At 56.2% G+C, this 14833-nt stretch carries 14 protein-coding genes; 3 read left to right on the top strand and 11 right to left on the bottom strand.

What is annotated here, in order from left to right; all coding sequences use genetic code 11:
- Positions 1 to 125: 125 nt before the first annotated feature.
- From M2Q46_RS02315 to M2Q46_RS02270, 10 genes are all read right to left on the bottom strand, one after another.
- On the bottom strand, positions 126 to 1064 hold the full coding sequence (locus M2Q46_RS02315; protein ID WP_035268743.1) for a ZIP family metal transporter: 939 nt from the start codon (positions 1062 to 1064) through the stop codon (positions 126 to 128).
- 269 nt (positions 1065 to 1333) lie between these two features.
- Positions 1334 to 2875 (bottom strand): GTPase, encoded by a 1542-nt coding sequence (locus M2Q46_RS02310; protein WP_302356585.1) that lies wholly within the window; start codon positions 2873 to 2875, stop codon positions 1334 to 1336.
- Complete coding sequence (locus M2Q46_RS02305; RefSeq protein ID WP_302356583.1) at positions 2875 to 4137, bottom strand: GTPase; 1263 nt, start codon at positions 4135 to 4137, stop codon at positions 2875 to 2877. Before M2Q46_RS02305 ends, M2Q46_RS02310 begins: the two co-directional genes overlap by 1 nt.
- Positions 4138 to 4154: 17 nt before the next feature.
- Positions 4155 to 5318: a benzoate/H(+) symporter BenE family transporter gene (locus tag M2Q46_RS02300; protein WP_266108545.1), complete on the bottom strand. Its 1164-nt coding sequence runs from the start codon at positions 5316 to 5318 to the stop codon at positions 4155 to 4157.
- A 97-nt stretch (positions 5319 to 5415) separates the two neighbouring features.
- Entirely contained in the window at positions 5416 to 5691 is a 276-nt protein-coding gene (catC, locus tag M2Q46_RS02295) for a muconolactone Delta-isomerase (RefSeq protein WP_009454559.1), read from the bottom strand.
- Between the two features lie 33 nt (positions 5692 to 5724).
- Complete coding sequence (pcaD, locus tag M2Q46_RS02290) at positions 5725 to 6528, bottom strand: 3-oxoadipate enol-lactonase (RefSeq protein WP_009454561.1); 804 nt, start codon at positions 6526 to 6528, stop codon at positions 5725 to 5727.
- Positions 6525 to 7193, bottom strand: coding sequence for a 3-oxoacid CoA-transferase subunit B (locus M2Q46_RS02285; RefSeq protein ID WP_035268747.1), 669 nt, complete (start codon positions 7191 to 7193; stop codon positions 6525 to 6527). The genes pcaD and M2Q46_RS02285 overlap by 4 nt, the downstream gene beginning before the upstream one ends.
- Before the next feature lie 26 nt (positions 7194 to 7219).
- On the bottom strand, positions 7220 to 7915 hold the full coding sequence (locus M2Q46_RS02280; protein WP_009454565.1) for a 3-oxoacid CoA-transferase subunit A: 696 nt from the start codon (positions 7913 to 7915) through the stop codon (positions 7220 to 7222).
- 125 nt (positions 7916 to 8040) lie between these two features.
- Complete coding sequence (catA, locus tag M2Q46_RS02275) at positions 8041 to 8976, bottom strand: catechol 1,2-dioxygenase (protein WP_009454566.1); 936 nt, start codon at positions 8974 to 8976, stop codon at positions 8041 to 8043.
- Between the two features lie 68 nt (positions 8977 to 9044).
- Entirely contained in the window at positions 9045 to 10220 is a 1176-nt protein-coding gene (locus M2Q46_RS02270) for a muconate/chloromuconate family cycloisomerase (RefSeq protein ID WP_302356577.1), read from the bottom strand.
- A 143-nt stretch (positions 10221 to 10363) separates the two neighbouring features.
- On the opposite strand from M2Q46_RS02270, the gene M2Q46_RS02265 reads away from it, so the two are divergent.
- The 3 genes from M2Q46_RS02265 to M2Q46_RS02255 all read left to right on the top strand — a co-directional run bounded on the left by M2Q46_RS02265 (position 10364) and on the right by M2Q46_RS02255 (position 12723).
- Positions 10364 to 11236 carry a LysR family transcriptional regulator gene (locus M2Q46_RS02265; protein WP_060185892.1) on the top strand — a complete coding sequence of 291 codons (873 nt, stop codon included), beginning with the start codon at positions 10364 to 10366 and terminating at the stop codon, positions 11234 to 11236.
- Positions 11237 to 11343: 107 nt separating this feature from the next.
- The gene (locus M2Q46_RS02260) at positions 11344 to 12219 is read left to right on the top strand and encodes an alpha/beta fold hydrolase (RefSeq protein ID WP_302356575.1); all 876 of its coding nucleotides are present in this window, start codon (positions 11344 to 11346) and stop codon (positions 12217 to 12219) included.
- A 33-nt stretch (positions 12220 to 12252) separates the two neighbouring features.
- The gene (locus M2Q46_RS02255; protein WP_009454574.1) at positions 12253 to 12723 is read left to right on the top strand and encodes a MarR family winged helix-turn-helix transcriptional regulator; all 471 of its coding nucleotides are present in this window, start codon (positions 12253 to 12255) and stop codon (positions 12721 to 12723) included.
- Between the two features lie 195 nt (positions 12724 to 12918).
- On the opposite strand, the gene leuA is transcribed toward M2Q46_RS02255, so the two are convergent.
- Positions 12919 to 14589, bottom strand: coding sequence for a 2-isopropylmalate synthase (gene leuA, locus M2Q46_RS02250; protein WP_302357042.1), 1671 nt, complete (start codon positions 14587 to 14589; stop codon positions 12919 to 12921).
- Between the last annotated feature and the right edge of the window lie 244 nt (positions 14590 to 14833).

Raw genomic sequence — 14833 nt, 5'->3', positions numbered from 1 at the left:
TATGGAGCAAAAACCTTGTCGGGCACAGCCTTGCCAGGCATTCATGCGCGGGTCTACAGCCAAAACCAAAAAAATAGCCTGAAACAAGACAAGCTTGTTCAGGCTATTTCTCCGCGTGGACTTGCTTATCCCAAGGCCGTATCCAGCAACATCATCAAGACAAAACCGATCATCAAACCGCCGGTTGCAAAGGTTTCATGTCCTTGCCGGTGCGATTCGGGAATGATCTCGTGGCTGATCACAAACAGCATGGCACCCGCTGCAAAGCCCAGACCAAAAGGCAGAAGCACCAGCGAGCTGCTGACGGCCACCGCACCCAGCACGGCCCCAACCGGCTCAACCAGACCACTGGCCATACCCAAAACTACCGAGAAAGTACGGCTGTAACCGGCAGCCAGCAAGGCCAGTGCCACCACCAAACCTTCAGGCACGTCCTGAATGGCAATACCCGTAGCCAACGCATTGGCACGCACCCCTTCATTGCCCACATAGCCCACGCCAATGGCCAGACCTTCCGGGAAGTTGTGCAGCGTAATGGCGATCACAAACAGCCAGGTACGGCGCAGCTTGGTGGACGTCGTACTGCCAGGACCTTCACGCCCTTTGATGAAGTGTTCGTGCGGCAGGATGCGATCAAGCAGCATCAAGGCTGCAGCCCCCAACAAGATGGACAGGCCCACGGCGGAGCCCGCGCCCCAGGCACCACCGCCAAACACTTGCTGGTTCTGTGCCGCTTCCAGACCCGGCAGAACCAGCGAGAAAGCACAAGCGGCCAGCATCACCCCCGCCCCAAAGCCATACAGCGTATCTTGCGTACGCTGCGACATGGTTTGAGAAAACATGACGGGCACGGTGCCCAGTGCTGTGGCCAGTGCCGCGATGGAGCCGCCCACCAGGGCCTGCAAGACCACCGGGTGATCTTGTGCGTACAGCCAGAACTGATGACAGAGCGCCCAGACGCCCCCCATGGAGATGATGAGTCCAACCCACAGGCGCAGGTGTTGGCGCCAGTTAGGCGAGCTTCCCTTATTGGGTGAAAAGTAGTGGCTTGTTTTCGGTTTCATAGCCGTGCGCCCCCAGAAAATTACGCAATCCAGGTTTGCCTGATACAGACGCAAAGAGCCGTAAAACGGCTCTTGCAAAGGCATGGATGCTGTACAAACCATCATAGCGACTTCATCTTCGATTTAAAACATAAATATCGAAATGCTAACAATTCTCATTAGCGTTTCAACAAATAAGCCACAATCCATGAAATCAGCTTGGGGTTTGACAGCCATCCAGCCTGTTATCTGCGCTTTGCATGGCGATGCAAAACCGAATGAATACTAGCTCAGGCAGTATGCAATTGATGCTTGATTGCCTCCAAAGCCTGGGCCTGTTCAGCCACAGCATTTTCCAATTGAATCAGCTCTTGCTGGAGCTGTTCCAGACTTTGCTCAGCCTGCTCCACGACCTGTTCCGCCAGCTCCTGGGCACTATTCATCACCCCATCACTCAAGCTCATGTACAGACGGTTGTAGTCGATCAACGGCGCTTGCCCTTCCCCCTGCTCCTGGAACACTTCATAGCCAATATGCGCAGGCAGATTCAGTGTCGGCACGTCTGGCTGCATCAACTGGAAATTCGCCAGGATAGTCTGGCTTAACTCCGCAAACGCCTCGCTCAAGTTCTGGCCAAGTTCGGTACGCACAGCGGCAACATCTTGCTGGGCGGCATGTTTTTCCAGTACTTCGGGCAATTGGGGCACCACTCGCCGCCAGGTGCCTTCTGTCAGAGCTTGCACGGCTCCTTGCAAAACCAGCGTTTGCTCTTCAATACGCTGACGCAATTGGGTAGCGGCCTGCTCCAGCGTTTGCGTCAAGGGACTCAGAATCACTTCTTCTATATGGTGCAATTGCAGCTCGGCAGGTTTGCGCTGCTTGTATGCCAAGGCAGGCTTCAGCAGGTTCTGCACTGCCAGATACAAGCGCTCGAAGCCCGCCTGCTCCAAACCCTGCTCTTCATCCTGCTGACTGCGCGCCATATGCACAGACAGGGACAAGGCCGGTTTGAGCAAGTCACTGCCCAAGCCCCAATGGTTCAGGGCCTGCGCTGCCCGCGTCATCACGTCCTCTTCCTGCAACTGGCGGTTATCGGCCGTCTTGTTGCAAAGCACTTTGACAATCTCGTCGTCGATCTCATCTTCCTCGATGCGATCGCTGCGGGTAATCACCGGCAGCAAGGGCTTGTTGCGGCGCAATTCCACCAGCAAATCGCCCAACTCCTGTACTTGCCCCGGTGCGCTGGAACTGCTCAACCACAAGAGCGCATCCGTGCTTTCCAGAAACTGCTGTGTCAAAGCAGCGTTATGCGCATTGGCCGAGTGCAAGCCGGGGGTATCCAGCAACACCAGCTTCTCGCCCAGACACACCCCTTGCAAGGCAACCGTGGTTTCCGTTGCCCCTTCCTGAAAACCTTCAGGCATGGGCTGCATCTGCCCATCGGCCAAACGAAAGAAATCCACGCTATGACCCTGACGACGAAAGCGGTCCGCCAGGAAATTACACAAGGAGCTTTTACCGGCATTAAAGGAGCCAAACACCAGCAACATAATGCGATCGCGGAAACGATCCGCCAACTCCTGCGCTGGTGCCAATGCAGACCAGGAAGCCGCCCAGGCCTCTTTTTGTTCTTGCAACTGCTGATTCAGTTGTCGAGCACTGTGCGCCAATGCCCCCTGCTCGGCCAAAGCCGTGCAGGACAAGGCTTGCGCCACGGTCGTCTGGCCCAAATCCGCCAGCCACTGCTCCATCTTGGCAATAGCGGGCTGCATATCCTGACTGGCAGGATTGAGCTGCGCAACCGCCTTGATAAACGTGCTTTCCACCGACATTACGCATGCTCCAATGTGGACAGACCTTCCAAAGCCTGACGCGTTTGCTCAAGCTGATTTTCAGTCGCCTCGATCTGCTTCTCCAAAGCAACACGGCCATCCGAGACTTCAAAATAATGGGTGAAATCCTGAACCAGCTTGTCGCGACCCGCCTGCTCGCAGAAAATACGACGCAGATCATCTCGGTACTTCACCGACACACCCATCACCGCAATCATGACGGTATCCATGCTGCGCACCGAGGTACGTTGGGCCGCTGGCAAGCCTACGGCACCGTATTCCACCAGATGCCCATTGATCGCAATACACGCACGCGAATAGGCAATCTGCAAACGGGCACGCTCTTGCTTGCCTGCCGTCATCTTGAAACCAAACTCGAAGGTATCCGGCACCAGGGAATGATCCACGCCGGGGGCATTGACTACCGGCTCCAGATCCTTCTCGATGCCTTCCAGAATCGTGCGCAGACCGTCCACAAAATCAATGTGCTGCTGCTTTTGCGTCTGCTGCAGGCTATGCAGGCTTTGCTCTTGCGTTTGCTGCAAGGCGTTCAGTTCTTGCGTCAGCTCGGTCAGCAAGGCTTCACGCTCGAACTCGCGGGCTTGCGGCACACGTTTCAAGGCCGCTTCCAAAGAAGCCTGCAAAGCGGGAATTCCGCTTTTCTCCAGCATGCGCTGCTTGCCACCATCACGGCCCTGGCGATAGCGGGTGCTGGACACGGGGTGCAGTGTCACACCGGCACACTGCTGCTGAATCGCGCCCAGCACTTTTTCTTGCTGCTCGTCATCGGCCAACTGGTCAATCTGGCTGATGACCATCAGGTTCTGACGCTGCGAACGCTGATGGTCTGCGGCCAGCTCTTGCAGCAAATTGCTTTCCAGCGCGTCCAGCTCGCCCTCTTTGGCCGCGTGGACGAACAGACGAATATCCGCCTGCAAACCCATGGCTTCACGTGCCAGAGCATCGTCCTGCAAGGCCACGTCTGCGTACAGACCGGGCGCATCCAGCCAGCGCACCCCTTCATGGACATGCTCGGCCAATGCGACAGTTTCACGGCGATCAGCCACATTGAAAACATCACTGCCCATCAACTCATTGAGCAGACGACTTTTGCCGTGATTGTATTTACCGACTACGGTCACCGTTGGCGGCACGTTCAATTGCAAGAGAACGCGCAAACGATCCAGATCCCAGCGGCGCTGTGGCAACACGGCCAACACAGGCTCCAATACTTGATCAAGGGATAGTGCCAACTGATTCATAGTCTCTTCCTTTTGTTTCACTTATGTTTGGACCCAAGCAGGCGATAAGCCACCAAGCCAAACACCACGCCCCAAAATGCAGCGCCCAGTCCAAACAAGCTCATACCTGATGCGGTGGTTAAAAATGTGATGACAGACGGCTCGATATAGCCGCTTTCACTGACCATCACCCGCACATTGGCCACAATGGCCCCTATCAACGCCAGACCCGCCAGGGCTGCAATCAAGGAGGCGGGCAAAGCCGTAAATAAATACACAATCGAGCCGGCAAAGGTGCCGCCCAATAGATAAAACACGCCATTGGCAATACCAGCCACATAGCGCTTGTCGGGATCAGGATGGGCATCCTTGCCCGTACACAAAGCGGCGGTAATGGACGACAGCACAATGGTGATGCCCCCAAAACAGGCCACCAACATCGAGGCCAAACCAGTGCCAGCCAACACGGGGCGCGATGGCGTGGGGTAACCCGCCAACTGCAAGACCGCCATGCCGGGCAGATACTGCCCCGTCAAACTGACCAGCACCAAGGGCAAGGTCAGGCTCAACAAGGTCGCGATATTGAATTCCGGAGTAACCCACACCGGGCGGGCCAGCTCCAGCTGGAACGCTTCCATATGTACTTGCCCGCTGGCCATGGCCATCACAAATCCGGACAAGGCCACCAGCACAATCGCGTAACGCGGCAAAAAACGCTTGCCCAGCAAGTACACCGCCAACATCACCAATACGATGGCGGGCATGTCGCTGCTGGACTTGAACGCCGCCATACCGAACTGGAGCAAAATACCGGCCATCATGCCCGCAGCAATGCCCTTGGGGATGAAGGAAAGAATCTTTTCAAAACCGCCTGTCAGACCAATGACGACGATAATCAAGGCAGCACTAAGATACGCCCCCACCACTTCAGGCATGGTGATGCCTGGAAACAGAGTCAGCAGCAAAGCCGTTCCCGGTGCGGACCAGGCTGTAATGATGGGCAGCTTCAAATACGCGCTCAGGAGCAAACCGCTCAAACCAGCGCCTATGGAAATCGCCCAAATCCAGGAGATCAACTCCGCGTCAGCAATTCGGCCCACTTGTGCGGCCTGAATAAAGATCAGCAAAGGACCGGCATAGGCGATCAACACCGACAAAAATCCGGCCACCCAGACCGACGCCGATCCACTTTTCAATCCCATCGTTTTGTCTCCCCAGTCTTTTTGTTTGAATTCTCAACTTTACTCGGTGCTCAGGCTGCGCTGGGATCGCAGCCTGAGTTTTTTACTGCTGCGTAACTTAAATAGCCGACGGGTGCGTCGCCAAGGGAGTCACGGAAATCTGCATGTAAGGGAACAAGGGCAAGGCGCTGAGCAGATTGTGCAGCTCTTCATTGCTCTCTACATCGAATACGCTGTAGTTGGCGTACTGACCCACCACGCGCCAGATATGCGGCCACTTGCCCGAGCGTTGCAGATCCTGCGAGTAGGCTTTTTCTTCAGCCTTGATACGGGCAGCCTCTTCGGCTGGCAGGGAGTCAGGGATATCAACAATCATGTGAACCAGATAAAGCATGGTGTTCCTTTCTAAAAACAAGCGCTCGGGCACTCAGGCCTGGGCTAAAAAATTCAGTACGGCACGCTCGAAGGCTTCGGGCGCTTCCAGATTGGACAGATGCGAGGCCGGTACGACCGCCACTTTGGAGCCAGGAATATTGGCTTGCATGGCCTGGGCATCGGCCACCGTGGTGACCGGGTCCCATTGGCCAGCGACCAGCAGGGTCGGTGCCGAAATACGGCTGATCTGATCACGCAGATCCGACTCGGCCAAGGCATCGCAGCAGGCGGCGTAACCCAGCGGGTCCAGCTTGGCCAGACTGTCCTGCATCGCTTTTACCAGCTCCGGCGATTGCTGGATAAAGGCCTCACCAAACCATCGCGAAGGCGCCGAATCCGCCAAAGTACGCATCTGTGCGGCGCCGCCTTGACGCAAGGCTTCGGCACGCTCCTGCCAGGCTTGAGCAGTACCAATCTTGGCAGCGCTATTACACACGATCAGCGCATTCAAACGCTCCGGGGCATTCACCCCCAACCACAAGCCGGTGTGACCACCCATGGACAGACCACAAAACGCAGCGCGCTCAATATCCAGCGCATCCAGAATCGCCAGCACATCACGCCCCAAATCCTTGAAGCGGTATGGGCCAGGCGTGACCGGACTGCCGCCATGACCACGGGTGTCATAACGGATCAGACGATAGGACTGGGCGAAACCTGCCACCTGCGGGTCCCACATCTCTTGCGTGGTGCCCAGGGAGTTGCTCAGAATCAGGGCCGGGGCCAGCGGATCACCTTCCACGCTGACGCGGAACATGCCCCGCTCGGTATTCAAGGCGCTGGGGCTGACCGTCATTGGCCCTCTCCCTGCTTTGCCGCGGCAATGGGCAAACCAATCATTTCCTCCAGCGCTTCATGCGTCAAACCAGGCACCAGATCAATCAGTTGCAAACCTTCTGGCGTGCAAGCCAGGGTGGCCAAATCGGTATATACGCGCTTCACGCAAGCCAGGCCGGTCAAGGGGTAGCTGCATTGTTCAACCAGCTTGCTGACGCCTTGCTTGGTCAGCACATCCATCATGACCCAGGTTTGCTTGGCACCAATGGCCAGATCCATGGCACCGCCTACGGCGGGAATCGCGCCGGGCTCACCCGTGCTCCAGTTGGCCAGATCGCCGGTTGCCGACACTTGGAAAGCGCCCAGCACACAAATATCCAGATGGCCGCCACGCATCATGCCAAAGCTGTCGGCATGATGGAAAAACGCGCCACCGGGCAGCAGCGTCACCGCTTGCTTGCCCGCATTGATCAAATCGTAATCTTCCTGCCCGGCGGCCGGTGCCGGGCCCATGCCCAGGATACCGTTCTCGCTATGCAGTACCACTTCCACACCAGCGGGCAAATGGTTGGCTACCAGAGTTGGCATGCCAATACCCAGATTCACATAGGCGCCGTCATGGATGTCCTGGGCGACGCGCTGCGCCAATTCGTCTTTACTACGGCGCTGATAATTGAGCGTCATGCTGTCCCCCTTCATGCTCTGTCCGTTCATGCCTTGAACCCACCTGCTTCTGTGCGACTGCGTGGCACCACCACAACGCGACGCACATGAATGCCGGGCGTCACAATGGTTTCGGGGTCCAGTTGACCCAGCTCCGCCAGTTCAAACACACTGGCAATGGTGGTACGAGCTGCGGTCGCCATGACCGGACCAAAGTTGCGCGCCGCCATGCGGTAGGTCAAATTCCCCCAACGGTCCCCCCGCTCGGCCTTGATCAGGGCGACATCTCCATGAATGGGCTCTTCATAGACATGCCAGCGACCATTGATCAAACGTGTTTCCTTGCCCTTGGCCAATTCTGTGCCATAGCCTGTGGGGCAGAAAAAGCCACCGATACCCGCACCGGCGGCGCGCAATCGTTCGGCCAGATTGCCTTGAGGCACCAACTCCAGCTCGATCTTGCCGCTGCGATACAAGTCATCAAATACCCAGGAATCAGCCTGACGGGGGAAGCTGCAAATAATTTTGCGAACCCGGCCTGTTTTAAGCAAAGCCGCCAGCCCCACATCGCCATTACCCGCGTTGTTGTTGACGATAGTCAGATCGCGAGCGCCTTGCTCGATCAGACCGTCGATCAACTCTGTGGGTATGCCAGCCGTTCCAAAACCACCGACCAGAATCGTGGCGCCGTCCTGCACATCATGCAAAGCCTGTGCAACACTGCTTACCTGTTTATCGATCACTCCGTTCTCCGTATAAAGCACTGACGCTACGGATGGGCTTCGCCCTTACGTCAGGCACAGCAAAAACAAGTCAGTCCAGGGCCTGGTTTGACTTGGCAAACACAGGCCCTGGACCGAAGCAAGACTTAGGCAGCCAGACGTGGACGATTCACGATCTGGTTGTCCTTGCCATCGACCAAGGGGGTCAAGGAAATATCAAACACGATCTCTGCAAAAGGACCATCCAGGTTTTCGGCAGCGATGCGGGCAGGATCCGTGTGCTCGGTCAGCGGTGGCACCAGACCATCGCGAGTAGCGTAGGCGAAGTCGTCATACACCAGCGGGTCGCCATCGATATTGATCTGCGTGGTCAGCTTGCGGTGGCCAGGAGCCGTCACAAAGAAGTGAATGTGCGCAGGACGGTTACCGTGGCGGCCCAGCTCGTTCAGCAGGCCTTGGGTAGGACCATCCGGTGGACAGCCGTAGCCCTTGGGCACAATGCTCTGGAACTTGTAGCGACCGTTTTCATCGGTAATGATGGTGCGGCGCATATTGAAGGGCTGTTGCTCGCCGGTGGGGTCAAAGTGCGAGTAAAAGCCTTTGGTATTGGCATGCCAGACTTCAACCTGAGCACCCGCAATAGGCTTGCCGTCCGCACCAGCCACGACGCCGTGCATGATCAGGGTTTCGCCAGCGGTATCGGAACCGTCATCCAGGCGAACAAAACCTTGCGCCACAGGAGCGCCCGACACGTACAAAGGACCTTCAATGGTGCGTGGCGTACCGTTGTCCAGACCCAGTTCCTTGTCCATGGCGTCCATGCGCATGTCCAGGAAACGGTCAAAGCCCAGACCGGGAGAAAGCAAACCGGCTTCGCTGGCCGTACCCAGACGGTTCAGGTAAGCCACGGCTGCCCAGTACTCGTCGTTGGTGATTTCCAGATCTTCAATGGTCTTGAACAGATCGCTGATGATGCGGTACATGATTTGCTTGACGCGTGGATTGCCACCGGGCTGATCCAGGCCAGAGGCCAAACGCAGGAAGTCTTGTACATCGGGGGTGTCAAAAATTTTAACGCTCATTCTGTGTCTCCTAATATCCTGAAAAAAGTGTTCCAAGCAAAGCCGCTACGACTGGCTTCTTATTGCGCCTAGGCAGCCGAGCCAACACTGACTTGTGTCCTGTCGCGGCGGAAATACTGGACACGATCCTCGTCCAGTACGATACCCAAACCCGGCCCTTGAGGTATCTGTAATTCAAAATTGCTGTAATTCAGTGGCTCTGCCAGGATTTCCTCGGTCAAGAGCAAGGGCCCGAACAGTTCCGTGCCCCACTGCAATTGGTTCACTGTGGCAAACACATGGGCAGCGGCAATCGTGCCGATCGCGCCCTCCAGCATGGTGCCACCATACAATTCAATACCGGCGGCTTCGGCAATCGATGCCACTTGCAAACCTGCACGCAAACCACCGGACTGTTCAATCTTGATCGCGAACACGTCGGCGGCGCCATCACGCGCCAGTGCAAAGGCGGAGGCCGGGCCGGTCAGGGATTCATCGGCCATCAAGGCAATCGGGAAGCGACCTTTCAGATCGGCCAGAGCATCAGCACGACGCACTGGCTGCTCCACCAGCGAGCACCCGGCATCGACCAGGCCAGCCATACCGTACTGGGCCTGCAAGGGGCTCCAGGCCATGTTCACATCCACGCGAACATCGGCGCGATCACCCATCGCTTTCTTGATAGCCGCTACGTGCGCCACATCGTCCTTTACCGGGCGGCGACCAATCTTGAGTTTGAAAATACGGTGACGAGCCTGCGCCAGCATGCGCTCGGCTTCATCAATATCCTTGGCGGTGTCACCCGAGGCCAGTGTCCAGGCAACAGGCAGGCTGTCGCGCATGCGGCCACCCAGCAGGTGCGACACCGGCAGACCGGTACGTTTACCCAGGGCATCAAACAGCGCGGTTTCTACCGCACTCTTGGCAAAACGGTTATCCTGAATCGCCGTGTTCAAGCGAGCCATCAAAGCCGGCACGACGCTGGCATTGGCGCCCAGCAGCAAGGGGGTGAAGTAAGTGTCGATGGCCAGCTTCATGCCTTCGGGCGACTCGGCACCGTAGGCCAGACCACCAATGGTCGTGCCCTCGCCTACACCCACCGTACCGTCCGAACAGTACAAGCGCACCAGCATCAAAGTCTGGCCTTGCATGGTCGTCATCGCCAATTGATGAGGACGGATCGTAGGCAGATCCAGCAGCAAAGTCTCCACCCTTTCGATCAGGGCTGGAGCTGCTAATAGTTGAGAAGATCGCGTGTGTTCCATGCCTTGATTGAACACGAAGCAGGCTCGTTATTTCCAAGACTAAATAGGTCTAGTTCCATACCTTTAGAGTATAGTTTCTGATATAAATATTAAAAATCAAGAAACTAAACACCATCAATTCAGCCTAGGTATGGTTTTCCCTTATGGATCTACGTCAGCTCAAATATTTTGTAGCCGTTGCCGAAACCCGCAACTTCACACGGGCTTCGGAGCGCCTGCACATGGCCCAGCCCCCGCTTAGCCGACAGATCCAATTGCTGGAAGAGGAGCTGGGCGTCACACTGCTGCTGCGCAATAACCGCCCCTTGCGGCTGACCGAAGCCGGACGGGTATTTTATGAGCAGGCCTTGCAGATCTTGAGCCGGGTCGATCAACTGGTGCATACGACACGGCAAATCGGACTGCACCAACGACAAACTCTGTCGATAGGCTTTGTGGCTTCCACCCTGTACGGCGGCCTGCCCGCTTTGATGCGCAAGCTGCGCCATCAATATCCGGAAGTGGATATGCAAACGGTGGAGCTCACCTCCATGCAGCAGCTGGAAGCCTTGAAGTCAGGACGGATTGATGTGGGGTTCGGACGGATACGACTGAATGATGCGTCGGTGCAAAGAACGGTGTTGCGGGAAGAACAACTGGCCCTGGCCATTCCCCCCAGCTCGGATCTGGCCAATTCAGACAAGCCATTGAGCCTGAAAAAAGTGCAAGGCCAAAAGCTGATTGTGTATCCCAAAGAGCCCAGACCCAGCTTCGCGGACCACGTTCTGCACCTGCTGCACGATCACAGCGTGCGCCCAGCTGAAGTTTATGAGGCCGGGGAAATTCAAGCGGCCTTGGGATTGGTGGCTGCCGATTCTGGCTTGTGCTTGATCCCAACCTCGGCTCGTCTGCGCAACGATCTGCACTACCGCTTGATCGAAGAACCGCAGGCGACTTCACCGATTATCTTGACGCACAGGATGAACGATCAGGCTTGGTATATCGAGGCGATCAAGGGGTTGGTCGCTGAAATGTAAGGTCTGACTGTCGTCACTAACAACCCCCTTCCCCTTTGGGCCCGGATTGACTCACTTCTGAAGCCACTCTAATATCATTAACACGTTAACTAAAATTAGAGACAAGCATGCAACAGGTGACGATTCAGCAGGCTGGAAAAGACCCGATCAGCGCGACCTTATGGCCAGCTCCTGATGCCAAAGCGTCCATCATCATTCACCCCGCCACCGGCGTCCCACAGGATTTCTATCGTCCTTTTGCAGAACATCTGAACAGCCTGGGATTCATTGTTCTGAGCTACGACTACCGGGGTATAGGCCGATCTCGTCAGAAAGATATACGCCAATGCGATGTTTCCATGTCCGACTGGATGCTGGAGGATGCGGTTTACGTCACAGACTGGGTCGCCCATCGTTTTAACGGCTTGCCCATGTTGGCTGTTGGTCATAGCGTTGGCGGCCATGCGATTGCTATCTCCCCCGCGACTCGCTCCGTGAAAGCTGCCGTGATGATTGCGTCACATGCGGGGGTTACCGCTTTAATTGAAAAGCCCATGGAGCGCTTTCGGGTGGGGCTGATCATGCGGGTACTTACTCCCGTACTGTGCGGCCTTTACGGCTATATGCCGACCCGGCGTTTGGGCTTTGGCGAGGACCTTCCACGTGGCGTCATGCAGCAATGGAGCCGCTGGACGCAAAAGCCCCATTATTTTTATGACGATCCACAGCTGGATGCCAAACAACGCGCTAGCCAGGTCGATATTCCCTTGCTGGTTCTGGGTTTCGATGATGACCCCTGGGCCAATCCGCGAGCTATTTCCCGGCTGTTGGAACCGCTAGGCAAGGCCCGTATAGAAAGGCATCAACTGGAGCACAAGCAGCTGGGTTTGGCGCATATTGGTCACATGGGCTTGTTTCGTAAACGCAACGCCGAGGCACTTTGGCCTATAGTGGTCGACTGGCTGATCGCACAAAGCGAATCCGGCCCAGCATCGAATTCCTGACGTCTAACCGATATCTATCCAGCCATCGCCACAATGAGCCAGAAATCACAGCCACGTTTTGTCTTTTTGTTGAACCATGCCCACAAGGCTTTGCAGCGCTGGATTCAGAAGCAGCCCTCGGCATGGACAGATATCAGCGCGGCCCAAGTTGGCATGCTGTTCTTGATTCGCTCTCAAGGCTCGGTCACGGTGGGAGAAGCAGCCAGCGCCTTGCAAGTCGCACCGGCTGCGATTACCGGACTGTCCAAACGCATGCAGGCAGCAGGCCTGATTCAACGCCTGACGGACGATGTGGATACACGCAAGATTTGCCTGACGCTGACTCCCGCCGGAGAAGAAGCCAGCATCAAGGCCAAATCAACCTTGCAGGACTTGAATCAGCAACTATCCGACGGCTTTACGGAGGATGAACTGAAGGTGGTGGCACGCTGGTTAAGCCAGGTGGTGAATCTAGACCTGCCCACAGACAAGAATGTTGATCAAAAAGACGAACTGCCTGCTTGATCGCATTTACTTGAATGTAAAGAGTGTCCGTTTTTCGTAAGCCAGGGACGTGAATGTGGTTTTATCCGCTCGCTATGTGAAGCAGTCTTCAAGCAGAGTCGCCCCCTGACTCAGAGCCACTTAGCCGTCAAAAGTGGCCCGCGCTGTTGTGTTACACACAGAAGCTGGCGCGGCCCACCGCAGCTTGATGGCTGCTTAAGCCTCGACCTCCTCAAAACGTGCCGCCGCATTCATCACCGCCATCACACTGGCCGTAATGATATTCGCGTGCTTGCCCACACCAAATTTCGAACCAGGCACACCGGGCATGACCGCTTCCACAATCGCCATCGCGCAAGCGTCCGCTCCTGAACCCAGGCTGCGCTCCTCGTAACTATCGATACGCAAAGGCAGGTTCAAGGCCGCCACTGTCGCCGCAATCGGGCCATTGCCCGTTCCGGTATAGATTTCAGTCTCGCCATTGGCATTGACGCATTGCAGCTCTATGCCCTGCTGCCCTTGTGCCTCATCGAACAGGCAATGTGCTCGGTAGCTGTTGTTCCCCTGGCGCTGATTGGCTTGCAGATAGGTGGTCTCAAACAGTTCCCAAATCTGCTGGCTGTTCAGCTCCGTTTCGCTGGAATCGGCAATCTGCTGAACAATGGCACTGAACTCCACCTGCATGCGGCGCGGCATCACAATGCCGTAGTCGCGTTGCAGCAGAAAAGCGATGCCTCCTTTGCCGGACTGGCTGTTGACACGCACGATGCTGTCGTAGGTGCGGCCCAAATCCTTGGGGTCGACTGGCAGATACGGTACACGCCACGGGGCATCTTCTTTCTGCACCGCAAAGCCCTTGGCAATCGCGTCCTGATGGGAACCGGAAAAGGCGGTAAAGACCAGATCGCCCACATACGGGTGACGTGGGTGAATGGGCAAGGACGTGGCCTCTTCCGCGATACGCGCTACTGCCGAGATGTCAGAGAAATCCAGATTCGGAGAGATACCCTGGGTATACAGATTCAGGGCCAAGGTCACCACATCCAGATTGCCACTGCGCTCGCCATTGCCAAACAGACACCCCTCGACACGCTGTGCGCCGGCCAGCATGGCTTGTTCAGCGCAAGCAACGCCCGTTCCGCGATCATTATGCGGGTGTACCGACAGAACGATATGTTCGCGCCTATTCAAATGGCGATCCATCCATTCAATCTGATCAGCAAAGACGTTCGCTGTCGTCACTTCCACCGTGGTGGGCAGATTGATAATCATGGGCCGCGCTGGACCCGCGTCCCAGGCATCAATAGCCGCATTGCAGACAGCCAGCGACACCTCCAGCTCTGCCATGCAGAACGTTTCAGGTGAGTATTGCAGCACCCACTCCGTTTCCGGGTGCTTGGCCGTCAGGCGCTTGAACACCTCCACATGGTGACGCACCATCTCGATGATTTGCGGCACCTCCATCTTGAAGACGATTTCCCGGAAAGCAGGAGCAATCGCATTGTAGAAATGCACAATCACACGACGCGCACCCGCCACGCTGCGTACCGTGGTTTCGATCAAATCCTCACGCAGTTGGGTGATGACCATAGGCGTGACGTCGTTCGGGATCATGCCCTCGTCAATCAGTTGCCGGACGATATCAAAATCGGTTTGCGAGGCAGACGGAAAACCCACCTCGATTTCCTTGAAGCCAATACGGACTAGCTCCTGAAACAGACGCAATTTACGGTCGCGATTCATGGGTTCAAACAGGGCCTGGTTGCCGTCGCGCAAATCGGTAGACAGCCACACGGGCGCTTGGCTCAGGGTGCGCTGCGGCCACTGGCGATCGGGCAAATTGACGACAGGAAAGGGACGGTATTTGTGGGAAGGATCAGTCAGCATGGGAACCTCGAATATAGGGAATGACATGCCTGGCTTCCCTACTCCAAGGAGCTGGCTACAGTCGGGGTCTGGGGAAACCAGGATAGGACCATTCGCACACACAGGCGTACGGACCCCGACCGGATGTCAGGGCTAGTAGGCCTAGCGATAGCAAGTGCAAATGAGTCACGACAGGTTCAATCCCAAAGTGCTTGATGAAGACGATAAAAGCACTTTAGACTGCAAGACACTTGCCCTTCTATCA

The sequence above is a fragment of the Alcaligenes sp. YSL9 genome (genome assembly GCF_030515105.1).
In the GTDB taxonomy this organism is placed as follows: domain Bacteria; phylum Pseudomonadota; class Gammaproteobacteria; order Burkholderiales; family Burkholderiaceae_B; genus Alcaligenes; species Alcaligenes phenolicus.
Note: the sequence above shows the minus strand (reverse complement) of the source record. Positions and strands in the feature narration are given on the sequence as shown.